The organism is Streptosporangium sp. NPDC051023 (assembly GCF_040689595.1).
Classification (GTDB): Bacteria; Actinomycetota; Actinomycetes; order Streptosporangiales; family Streptosporangiaceae; genus Streptosporangium.
Map to the genome: position 1 here is coordinate 83,012 of NZ_JBFBCE010000037.1, position 10,670 is coordinate 93,681.

At 70.9% G+C, this 10,670-nt stretch carries 9 protein-coding genes; 5 read left to right on the forward strand and 4 right to left on the reverse strand.

Going from position 1 to position 10,670, the window contains the following annotated elements; all coding sequences use genetic code 11:
- Positions 1-334: 334 nt before the first annotated feature.
- Together AB0395_RS24595 and AB0395_RS24600 are read left to right on the forward strand one after the other, a co-directional pair.
- The gene (locus AB0395_RS24595; protein WP_366284182.1) at positions 335-1,465 is read left to right on the forward strand and encodes a M20 family metallopeptidase; all 1,131 of its coding nucleotides are present in this window, start codon (positions 335-337) and stop codon (positions 1,463-1,465) included.
- A gap of 93 nt (positions 1,466-1,558) precedes the next feature.
- Entirely contained in the window at positions 1,559-2,746 is a 1,188-nt protein-coding gene (locus AB0395_RS24600; RefSeq protein ID WP_366284184.1) for a glutamate--cysteine ligase, read from the forward strand.
- 9 nt (positions 2,747-2,755) lie between these two features.
- On the opposite strand, the gene AB0395_RS24605 is transcribed toward AB0395_RS24600, so the two are convergent.
- Positions 2,756-4,297, reverse strand: a complete 1,542-nt coding sequence (locus tag AB0395_RS24605; protein WP_366284187.1) for an NAD(P)-binding domain-containing protein — start codon at positions 4,295-4,297, stop codon at positions 2,756-2,758.
- Positions 4,298-4,483: 186 nt separating this feature from the next.
- Between AB0395_RS24605 and AB0395_RS24610 the strand changes: the two genes are divergently transcribed.
- Positions 4,484-5,239, forward strand: coding sequence for a DUF2127 domain-containing protein (locus AB0395_RS24610; RefSeq protein WP_366284190.1), 756 nt, complete (start codon positions 4,484-4,486; stop codon positions 5,237-5,239).
- A 6-nt stretch (positions 5,240-5,245) separates the two neighbouring features.
- Here the strand turns inward: AB0395_RS24610 and AB0395_RS24615 are convergent, their stop codons facing one another.
- Complete coding sequence (locus tag AB0395_RS24615) at positions 5,246-6,235, reverse strand: nitroreductase family protein (protein ID WP_366284193.1); 990 nt, start codon at positions 6,233-6,235, stop codon at positions 5,246-5,248.
- Positions 6,236-6,546: 311 nt separating this feature from the next.
- Between AB0395_RS24615 and AB0395_RS24620 the strand changes: the two genes are divergently transcribed.
- Together AB0395_RS24620 and AB0395_RS24625 are read left to right on the forward strand one after the other, a co-directional pair.
- The gene (locus AB0395_RS24620; protein WP_366284196.1) at positions 6,547-7,674 is read left to right on the forward strand and encodes a hypothetical protein; all 1,128 of its coding nucleotides are present in this window, start codon (positions 6,547-6,549) and stop codon (positions 7,672-7,674) included.
- Positions 7,675-7,726: 52 nt separating this feature from the next.
- Positions 7,727-8,134 carry a pyridoxamine 5'-phosphate oxidase family protein gene (locus AB0395_RS24625; RefSeq protein WP_366284199.1) on the forward strand — a complete coding sequence of 136 codons (408 nt, stop codon included), beginning with the start codon at positions 7,727-7,729 and terminating at the stop codon, positions 8,132-8,134.
- Between the two features lie 17 nt (positions 8,135-8,151).
- Here the strand turns inward: AB0395_RS24625 and AB0395_RS24630 are convergent, their stop codons facing one another.
- On the reverse strand, positions 8,152-9,861 hold the full coding sequence (locus AB0395_RS24630; RefSeq protein ID WP_366284201.1) for a GAF domain-containing sensor histidine kinase: 1,710 nt from the start codon (positions 9,859-9,861) through the stop codon (positions 8,152-8,154).
- Between the two features lie 107 nt (positions 9,862-9,968).
- Complete coding sequence (locus AB0395_RS24635; protein WP_366284203.1) at positions 9,969-10,307, reverse strand: CBS domain-containing protein; 339 nt, start codon at positions 10,305-10,307, stop codon at positions 9,969-9,971.
- Positions 10,308-10,670 lie beyond the last annotated feature (363 nt).

The following is a 10,670-nucleotide window of genomic DNA, read 5'->3' on the forward strand; positions in this document are numbered from 1 at the left end:
TGGCTCCCCGAAAACCCCAAAAACCGAAAGAGGACCCATCCTTTCGTTTTTCCGGCGCTGTGTCGCATGAATATTCGGGGCGACGGCCCCCGGTCGCGGGCAGCCGGGCGCGGCGGACCAGCGGGCCGCCGTACCCGCTCAAGCGTGAGGTGGGCAACGGAAAAGAAGCCCCAAGCGGTGAAATATCTGACACTTGATGAACTGATGTGACATCAGGTCATGCCAGAGGTTGCGTCGCGCTCTGTCGGGAGTACGGCGCCGCTCCGCGTTCCCCGGCACCCGGCCGGGGCCTCCACGCCGAAGGAGCCCGATGAGACCCTCGATGAGACCCCCGATGAGACCACTGAGCGCCATGCGCCGGGCGGCGCACGAGGACGCCGCGACGATGGTTGACCGGCTGGGCGAGCTGGTCTCGTGCGAGTCGCCCCCCGGCTCGATTCCCCATCTGAGGGCCTGCGCCGACCTGGTCGCGGGCTGGGGTGAGGCCGTACTCGGCAGACCGGCGCGACGGGTCGTCCGGGACGGGCTCCCCCATCTGCTCTGGTCGGCGCGGGACCAGCGGGTGTTGCTGCTGGGTCACTTCGACACCGTGTGGCCCGCGGGCACGATCCGGCAGTGGCCGTTCGCCGTCACGGGTGAGACGGCGACGGGTCCCGGGGTCTACGACATGAAGGCGGGCATCGTGCAGATGTTCACCGCCCTCGGCCTGGTCGCGGACACCTCACGGGTCGGCGTGCTGCTCACCTGCGACGAGGAGAGCGGCTCCGCCACCTCGCGCACGCTGATCGAGCGCCAGGCCCTGCGCTCGGGGGCGGTGCTGGTCTGCGAGGCGAGCAGTCCGACCGGGGGGCTGAAGGTCGCGCGCAAGGGCGGGTCCGTCTACCGCCTCACGGTCCGCGGCAAGGCCGCGCACGCCGGTGTCGAACCGCAGCGGGGCGTCAACGCCACCGTGGAGATCGCCCACCAGATACTCGCCGTACAGGCGCTCGCGTCCCCGTCCGAGGAGACGAGTGTGACCCCGACGGTGCTCGCGGGCGGCACGACGACGAACACGGTGCCGGAGGCCGCGACCCTCGCCGTCGACGTCCGCGCGTGGACGCGGGACGAACTGGAAAGGGTTGACCTGGGGATCCGCCGGATGGCCACGCGGCTTCCCGAGGCCGTGCTGTCCGTCGGCGGTGGGATCAACCGCTATCCGCTGACACCGGACGTGGCGTTGCCGCTGCTGACGATGGCGCAGGCAGCGGCGAAGGACATCGGCCTGCCGCCACCGCCCGGCGCGCACGCGCCGGGCGCGTCGGACGGCAACTTCACCGGCGCGCTCGGCGTGCCGACCCTGGACGGGCTCGGTGCCGTCGGCGGCGGCGCGCACGCCCGCGGCGAGTACGTCGACGTGCGGGCGATGCCGGACCGGGCCGCGCTGCTGGCCGCGCTCATCGAACAGGTGCTGGCGACACCGACTTGACGGAAGCCCCACGCCGGACGGTGGACCCCCAATACGCTGTGATCAGCCGCGCCTCCCGCGGCCGTTGGGGTTATCGCGAAGGCGAGCGCGACGATGAACAACGACGACGGTTTACCGCTCGACACGCGGGACGGAGTGCGGGGCCGGACGCCTCCGCGGTTCGGGGTCGAGGAGGAGTTCCTGGTCGTGGACCCGGTTACCAGGTCCGCGGTGCCCAGGGCGGAGGCGGTGCTGCGCCGCGCGGGCGAGCGTCTGGGCACCCGGGTGTGCGGGGAGATCACCAAGCTCCAGCTCGAGGCGCGGACCACGCCCTGCCGTACCATCACGGAGCTGTACGGCCAGCTCGCGGAGGGCCGCGCGGTGCTCGACGCGGCGGCCTCCGCGGAAGGACTGCGGATCATGGCCAGCGGCACGCCCGTGCTGGGGAACGTGGTCCCCTCGCCGATGACCGAGGGGCCCCGGCAGGACCTTGGCACGGCGACCTTCAGGGGACTGCACGACGAGCTGAGCATCTGCGCCCTGCACGTGCACGTTGAGCTGCCCGAGCGGGATCGGGCGGTGCTGGTGAGCAACCATCTGCGCCCCCACCTGCCGGTGCTGATCGCGCTCACGGCGAACTCGCCGTACTGGGCCGAACGCGACACCGGATACGCCAGCTGGCGCACCCTCGTATGGAACCGCTGGCCGGTCGCGGGGCCGCCGCCGTACTTCGCCTCGGCCGCCCAGTACGACGAGTTCGTCGCGACCCTCCAGGAGGCCGGCGCCCTGGTCGACGCCGGCACCGTCTTCTGGGACATCCGGCCGTCGGCGCACCAGCCGACGCTGGAGATCAGGGCGGCCGACGTGCCGATGACCGCGGAGGAGTCGGCGATGGTCGCCGCGCTGGTCAGGGCATTGGTGGTGACCTCGCTCAGCGCGGTCGACAGGGGCGACCCCGGGCCCGTCGTCTCGGCCGAGCTGATGCGGATCGCCTACTGGCGGGCCGCCCGCGACGGGCTGGGCGGGCACGGGATCGACGTGCGCACGGGACGACCGGTGCCCGCGGCCGAGCTGACGGTAGGCCTGCTCGAAGCGGCTCGTCCCGCGCTTGAGGAGCACGGCGACCTGGACCTCGTCACCGGCTGGCTGAAGCGTCTGCTTGAGGGCGGTGACGGGGCCACCCGGCAGCGACGTGCCGCCACGGGGGACGGCGGGCTCGCCGACGTCGTGGACCACCTCGTCGCGTGGACGGCACCGCCCGCGACGTACGACCCGCGCCCCATGGAGAGCACGCCGATCTGACCGGTGCCGTTAGGCCAGGTTCTCCTCGAAGAAGGCCAGCAGGGGCACGACGTGCCGGTCGGGGCGACGCCACTCGGCGAGCAGGTCTTCCAGCAGGTGCCGTTCCGCGACGAGTTCGGGGCCGCGGTAGCGCCGGATGACCGGATGGATGAACGCGCTCTCCTGCGCCCGGTCCGGCTGGGGGTGCCGCTCGATGGCGAAGACGTCGCCGTGGTCGTCGCGGCCCCAGCGCAACGTGACCGTGTAGTAGTGCGGTGAGTCCTGGAACCGGGAGACCGCGTAGTCCTCCGGCAGGTCCGTGTAGTGCCGTACCTGCCCGGTCTCCTCGTCGAGGACCAGCACGTCGCAGAGATACTCGAACTGGGTCCACAGCGCGGAGCTCCAGTTCACCCGGTCCAGCACCAGCGACGTCAGCTTCTGTGGCTCGGCGGGGATCATGTCGTGGGTCAGCGGGACCCCGTCGTAGCGCTCGCGCAGCAGGGCGGTCAGCGTGCGCAGGTTGTAGCGGAAGCCGTCGATGAAGGCGGAGGACGCCCTGCGGAAGTCGCGCGCCTGGGCGATGGTGCCCGCGAAGTAGAGGTCGTCCACGTTGGCCGACTGCCAGTCGGGGCGGAGCGCCGGGATCCTGTCGTCGCGTTCCAGCTCGGGACGGCACCCCGGGTCGAAGAGTGTGGTGTCCATCCTGAAGCCGGTGCATCTGATGACCGAGTCGTACTCGAGCACGGCCTGCTCGCCGTCGGCGTGGGTGTAGGTGATGCGGACCTCGAAGCGGTCTCCGACCGGAGAGATCTCGTCGATGGTGCAGTCGAGCACCGAGTGCAGCGTCTTGAACTGGTAGCTGTCCAGGATCGCGCCGTACTGTCCCCGCACGTCGCCGGGATGCTTGGTGTTCCAGGCCAGACGCAGCGGCCTGCGGCTCGCCAGGTGCACCATCGCGGCGTGGCCGAGGATCGCGCTCGCGGTCTCGAACGCCGAGTTTCCCTTGCCGACGACGAGCACCCGCTGCCCGGCGTACGCCTCCGGGTCGACCCGCATCTCCTCGTAGCCGACGGCGTGCTCGATGCCCCGGATCGGAGGAACGTACGGCTCGCCCCAGCCGGTCGCCACGATGACGCAGCGGCAACGCAGCGTGGTTTCCGCGGTGTGCACGAGGAAGCCGTCGCCGGTCCTTTCGATCCGCTCGACCGCGGTGCCGTACCGCACCGCGAGCCCGTGCAGCCGCTGGAAGTCGGCGAGGTAGCGCACGATGTCGTCGGCCTGCGGGAGGTAGTCGCCGCTGTAGTTGGGGAACAGCAGCTCGGGGGAGTCGTTGAGCAACGAGTTCCAGTCCCAGCGCAGCCGGATCTCCGGGTCGGTGCTCACGGTGTGCACCTTGTTGAGGGAGATCAGCCTGCGGTGGCGCGGGTAGTCGCGGAAGAAACGCGCGGGCACGTCCTCGCGCTCCAGCGTCACGTAATCGGCGCCCGCCCGTTTCAGGAAGTAACTCAGCTGCAGTCCGGCGGGCCCCGCACCGACGATGACGTACCGGTGTTCTGTCCCGGCCTCGGACATGATCTCCCCCACACCATGGCAAGCGATCCCTACCGACCATGGGCGACGGCCAACCGGCTGTCAATGACAGGTCGATGGCCGGATCAGGACTTGTCAGACGCCTCGGCTCCTCGCGGGGGTAATGACACCTCAAACCGGGCGTGTTGCGCGTAGCCGGGCCCGGCGGGCACGCCTAGCGTTGTGATCATGGACTGGTCGCTGCTGACCTGTGCCTTCACCGGCCACCGCACCTACGCTCCCGACGAGCCCGCCCTGCGCGACCGGCTGCGCGCGCGTACGGCGGCGGGTGAGGCGTGGCGTTGCCTGCGCTGCGCCGACTTCACGGTCGGCGCGGCGGACGGCGGCGGGCCCGCGGACCAGGCGCCGGACGTGAGCAGGGATCGTCACCTGCGCGACACCGTCGTACTGCGGGTCTTCGCGGTCGAGCGTCTGATCAGGGTGGTGGTGCTGGTCCTGGGGGCCTACGCCGTATGGCGCTTCAGGGGGAGCAGGGGGTCGCTACAGCAGATCTTCGAGAAGGAGCTGCCGATCCTCGGCGAGGCCGGGCTCGACGTCCAGCACTCCAGGATCCTGTCCTGGATCCAGGAGGCGCTGGGCGCGAGCCAGGCGACGCTCGGCTGGATCACCGCCGCGCTGCTCGGCTACGCCGCGATCGAACTGGTCGAGGCGGTGGGGCTGTGGCTGCTCAAACGCTGGGGCGAGTACTTCGCGTTCGTCGCCACCGGGATCTTCCTGCCGCTGGAGATCCACGAGCTGATCCAGCGGGTCACCCTGCTCAGGCTCGGCGCATTCCTGGTCAACCTGGCCCTGCTCGTCTACCTGGCCTGGACGAAACGACTGTTCGGGCTGCGAGGCGGCCGGGCCGCCTATGAGGCGGACCGCAGGAACAGCTCGCTCATCGAGATCGAGCGCGCCGCCATGACCGGCCCGGCGAAGACATGAGCGCCGTCAGATCCCCCTGTCCTCCAGCACCTCGCCGACCGGGCGTCTGACCCCCACGCCCTCGTCCCCGGTGAAGCCGAGGCGCATGATCATCTGAGCGTTCTCCCCGGACAGCAGCTCCTGGCGCATGAACTCCCGCAGGTGGAACATCTCCAGTGCCTGGGTGTGGAAGGCCACGCGGACCCCGTGGGCGCAGGCGTGCAGCAGGACGCGCTGCAGCGCCTGACCGGCCGCGATCCAGTCCTCGCGGGAGTCTGCCTGAGTGGTCAACACCGCGACGAGCCCGGTCGAGGTCGCGGCGAACTGGTCGCTCTCGCCACCCCACGGATGGCCGTGGGCGTAGTCGCGCTGGGCGAAGTGCGGGCGGGTCCTCCTCGGCTCGCGAGGGTAGCTCTCGGCCGGAACCCCGTCGGCACGGGTGCTTCCCGGAGGCCTGCCCCAGCGGATCACCTCCAGGGTGAACAGTCTGTCCTGGGACTGCACCTCCTGGGCGGCGTCGGTGAGCGCGGCCAGCACCCGCACCGCGGCCTCGTCGCGGATCGGCGTCAGCCGTGCCCCCTCCGCGGCGGCCTGGTAGACGAGTTCCTCGACGAGGTGGCCGGGAACCGGCTCGTCGGTGAATCCGGCACGGTGGGTGCGGCGGCGTTCGATCTGGGCGTGCAGCAGCCGGGTGTGCTCGTCGGCTTCGACGGCCCCGCCGAGCCGTACGGTGGCCAGCAGAGCGGGACGGTCGGGGTCGGGCAGCACCCGCACCTGCGCCTCACGGCCGAGCGCGCGCAGCGCAAGCCGTACGTTCATCAGGGCGGCACCGCAGCTGACCAGCTGCTCCCTGCCCATGACGTCGCCGAGCCGCAGCTTCCTGTCACTGTCGGCCCGCAGGGCGATCTCCTCGCCGTCGACGGCGAACGACCAAGGCTGGGTGTTGTGCACCGACGGCGCCCACACCGCGGCCTGGACCGCCGCGTTGATCGTCTCCATGGCATCTTCGACCCGCATGACTACCCCCTCCTCTCCCTCTCCACGACCATCCCTCGGGCGGCCCAGGCGGCGTCAGCGGCGAAGGTCCTTGATGCGCGGGACCTATGTCCGCTCTTCTGCGCTCTCTCCGGGGCCGACGGGTCAGTCCGTGGGAGGGAGCGGTGTTCACGGTGGCCGAAAGACCTGGTTGTCAGGGACTTCCGGCCCTCGTCACCACGCCTTTCCCGTAGTGGAATGCGGACAGTCGCGACACCGTGCCACGCGGTCCCGGGCAGGCCGGCCCGATTCGTCCGGCGCCCTGGTGGAAGCACGACTCGACGGGAGAAGACGTGAACCCCTGGCTCCTCACCCACGACGGTTTCGATCCCGCCCACGAGGGGCTGAGAGAGATGCTGACGACGCTCGGCAACGGCTACTTCGCCACCCGGGGCACCGTGCCCGAGGCACGCGCGGACGGCGTGCACCATCCCGCCACCTACGTCTCCGGCTGCCACGACCTGCCTCCCGCACAGGCCGCGAACCGCCCCGTCGAGGACGAGGACCTCGTCAACGTGCCGAACTGGCTGCCCCTCACCTTCCGCGCCGGAGACGGCGACTGGCTCAGCCCGGACAACGCCGAGATGCTGCGGTGTCACCACACTCTCGACATGCGCCGGGGAATGCTGAGCCGGCTGCTGCGGGTCCGTGACCCCCTCGGCCGGGTCACCCGGGTGGAACAGCGGCGTCTGGTCTCGATGGCCGACCGGCACCTGGCCGCCCTGTCCGTGACGATCGTCCCGGAGAACTGGAGCGGCACGCTGGAGGTCCGCTCGATGCTCGACGGGCGTGTCACCGGTTCCCACCTCGCCCACGACCCGGAACAGGCCGACCGGCACCTCGTCCCGATCTGCGCGCACGCCGCCCACGGGGTGATCGAACTGCTGACGCGCACCGCGACCTCGGGTGTGGAGATCGCGCTTGCCGCCCGCACCACGCTGGCGGGTGGGCTGTGCCGTACAAGCATCGGGGAAGACGCCGGGGGCTGTGCCGAGCAGGGTGCCGAGCAGGGTGCCGAGCGGGGGGTCGAGGAGGGCCGGGTGAGCGACGACCGGGCCGTCGAGGTACGGGAGGGCGAGGAGGTGACCGTGGAGAAGATCGTGGCCCTGTACACCTCGGCGGACCGGGCCGCCGCCGAGAGCGAGGCCAGGGCCAGGTCCGCGGTGGTGCGCGCCGGTTCCTTCGAGGCACTGGCGAAGCGGCACGTCCGAGCCTGGGAACGCCTGTGGCACCGGGAGCACCTGCCCGCGGAGGACCCCAGGGCGCAGCAGGTCCTCAACCTGTACGTGTTCCACCGGTTGCAGGCGGTCTCCCCGTGCGCCGCGGAGACGGCCGTCCCGGTCGACTTCCACGACGGACTCGGCCCCACCCGCACCCCCGAACTCCCCGCCACCTTGGTGAGGGCCGATCGTGCCGGATGAGAGGACCTTCGCCTCTGCCCAGCGACCCGATCACCGGGCGAAGCTGACAGGCATGAACGTCGATTCGGCCGGACTGGACGTGCTCTCCCGCCAGGAGTGCCTGGCCCTGCTCTCCTCGGCCACGATCGGGCGGATCGTCTTCACCGACCACGCCCTTCCCGCGGTGCAGCCCGTCACCTTCTGCCTCGATGGCGAGGACATCGTCATCCGCACCGGCACCGGCTCCAAGCTGGCCGCCGCCACCCGCCACACCGTGGTGGCGTTCGAGATCGACGACTTCGACCTGCCCGCCCGCACCGGCTGGTCGGTCACCGCCGTCGGCCGCGCACACGCCGTATCCGACCCGGGGCAGATCGCCCGGCTGTCACGGCTGCCGCTGACGGCCTGGGCCCCCGGGGAACGCAACCACTTCATCGTGGTACGTGCCGAGCAGGTCTCGGGGCGCCGCATCAGACGCTGACCCGGGCACCCGGGGTCTCAGAGGGGCACGCTCCACTCCAGCCGGGTACCGCCCTGCGGCGGTGAGTCGAGGCTGAAGGAGCCGCCGAGCTGTTCGGCACGCTCGGCGAGGTTGCGCAGCCCGCTGCGCCTGCCGTCCTGGGGCAGTCCCGTGCCGTTGTCGGTCACCACCAGCGTGAGCCGGTCACCGGTCGTCTCGGCGCGTACGTCGGCCTGCGAGGCCTTGGCATGGCGCACGATGTTGGACAGCGCCTCACGCAGTACGGCCAGCAGATGCTCGGCCACCTCCGGTGGCACCTCGTGCTCCAGCCGTCCCTCCATCTGCAGGCCCGGCATGAACCCCAGATGACCGCGTGCCCCCTCGACCAGCCCGACGATCTGCGCCCGCAGCCCGGCCTCCGCGTCGTGCTGGGGGGTCTGCAGGGCGAAGATGGTCGAGCGGATCTGCCTGATGGTCGCGTCGAGCTCGTCGATCGCGTTCTGCAGCCGGGAGGAGGCCTCGGGCCGCTCGACCAGCCGGACAGTGCTCATCAGTGTCATGGCCACGGCGAACAGCCGCTGGATCACCACGTCGTGCAGGTCACGGGCGATCCGGTCACGGTCTTCGAGCAGGCCGAGCCGTTCGGCGTCCATCCTGCTCTCGGCCAGTTCGAGCGCGATCGCGGCCTGCCCGGCGAAAGCGTGCAACGTGTGCAGCTCGGCCTGACTGAACGGGATGCGGCCCGAGCGTTTGCCCAGCGAAAGCACCCCGCGCGCAGCGCCCGCAGGACCGATCGGCACGGCGGCCACCGGACCGAACGACACGTACTCGGCGATCGCGACCGGAGTCGGCAACTCGGCGGGAGTGGTGACCATCAGCGGCCGGCCGCTGCTGAAGGCCTGTCCCTCCAAGGAGTCGCCGATCGCGGCCTCTGCCTGGAGAACCGCGGTCCTCTGCTCGCCCTCCGCCCCGTCGGCGATGATCACTCGTAGGTCCTGTTGCCCGGCGCCGTCGGGCAGCAGGACCGCCACCAGGTCGGCACCGGCCATCTGTCGTGCCCGCCTGGCGATCAAGGTGAGCACCTGACCGGGATCGGCTCCCGACAGCAGGCTGGTGGTCACCTCGGAGGAGGCCTGCAGCCACACCTCCCGCCTGCGGCTGTCCTCGTACAGCCGGGCATTCTCGATGGCCACCCCGGCCGCGGTGGCCAGCGCGACCACGATCGCCTCGTCCTCCTCGTCGAAGGCGCCGCCACCGCGCTTCTCGGTGAGGTAGAGGTTGCCGAAGACCTCCTCCCGGACCCGGATCGGCACGCCGAGGAAGGACCCCATCGGCGGGTGGCCGGGCGGGAAGCCGTAGGACTCGGGGTGGTCGGAGATGTGGGCCAGGCGCAGCGGCCGGGGTTCCTTGATCAGCAGACCGAGCAGACCGAGGCCGTGCGGCCAGTGCTCGATGCGGGCGATCTCCTCCTCGCTCAGCCCGACCGGGATGAACTGAATCAGGGTGTTCTGCTCGCCGATCGCGCCAAGCGCGCCGTAGCTGGCCTCGACCAGGGTGGTCGCGGTCTCCACGATCCGGCGCAGCACCGTCTCCAGGTCCAGGTCGCTGCCGACCGACACGACCGCGTCCAGCAGCGCGTGCACCCGGTCCCGGGTGGCCAGCACCGCCTCCAGTCGCACCTGCAGCTCCGACAACAGCTCATCCAGCCGCAGATGCGGCAGCAGCCCGCCGGGCTCGATCCTCCCCATACAGCGAAGTCTCGCATCCGAAGATCTCGCCTCGTAAGACGGGGAGTGCCTGTCTTCGCCGGACGGCGGCCCACGGGCCGGACATTCATCAGCCAGACACTCGCAGATCAGACGCGAAGTGGCGGGGTTTTGGCCAGGTCGTCCTGCTCGTAGGCGATGTCGACCTCGACCTCGATGACCCCCTCTATCCGGCGTCCCGCCTCGACGAGCCGGGCGATTTGCGAGCGCCTGGCCAGCCTCCCCCTGACGCGGACCACCCCGGCGTCGACCGCGATCAGCAGCAGGTCGTCCTCGGAGACCATCCCGATCGGGCGTCCCTCCTCGTCGATCACCGCGACGGCGCCCACCTTGTAGCGGCGCATCGTCGTCACCAGCTCGGCGAACGTCGCCTCAGGGCGGACCGCGATGGCCACAAGCCCCATGACATCCTTCACCTGCAGCGTCATGGCCCGTCTCCTCTCTTCCCCCCGCCCGCGCCCGTGCCTCCTGCATGCCGGAGGTCACGGAACCCGGACGTCGTTCTCACCCCCGTCTCCATGCTCGGCGGCGGCACGACGCGGCGGCAGGGCGAAAGGTCCCACCGGCGTGGGGCCTTTCTCCCCCTCAGCGGGACGCGGGCTAAACGGGCGGAAGGCCGACCACTCGAGCACGTCGCGCAAGATGAGGACCGCCCGCGACCTGCCGAACGATCTCGGACCGGGTGGGACTCCGGGGTGCCGGGAGGCGAGAGCGCCACGGTTGACCCGGGGAGACCCGCAGACGGCGAGGGCCGCCGCACCGGATCCGGTGCGGCGGCCCTCGCCGTCTGC

Bases quoted from the DNA above. Each gene is read 5' to 3' on its own strand.
- AB0395_RS24595 (WP_366284182.1), top strand. From the start codon at position 335: ATGAGACCACTGAGCGCCATGCGCCGGGCGGCGCACGAGGACGCCGCG.
- AB0395_RS24600 (WP_366284184.1), top strand. From the start codon at position 1,559: ATGAACAACGACGACGGTTTACCGCTCGACACGCGGGACGGAGTGCGG.
- AB0395_RS24605 (WP_366284187.1), bottom strand. From the start codon at position 4,297: ATGTCCGAGGCCGGGACAGAACACCGGTACGTCATCGTCGGTGCGGGG.
- AB0395_RS24610 (WP_366284190.1), top strand. From the start codon at position 4,484: ATGGACTGGTCGCTGCTGACCTGTGCCTTCACCGGCCACCGCACCTAC.
- AB0395_RS24615 (WP_366284193.1), bottom strand. From the start codon at position 6,235: ATGCGGGTCGAAGATGCCATGGAGACGATCAACGCGGCGGTCCAGGCC.
- AB0395_RS24625 (WP_366284199.1), top strand. From the start codon at position 7,727: ATGAACGTCGATTCGGCCGGACTGGACGTGCTCTCCCGCCAGGAGTGC.
- AB0395_RS24630 (WP_366284201.1), bottom strand. From the start codon at position 9,861: ATGGGGAGGATCGAGCCCGGCGGGCTGCTGCCGCATCTGCGGCTGGAT.
- AB0395_RS24635 (WP_366284203.1), bottom strand. From the start codon at position 10,307: ATGACGCTGCAGGTGAAGGATGTCATGGGGCTTGTGGCCATCGCGGTC.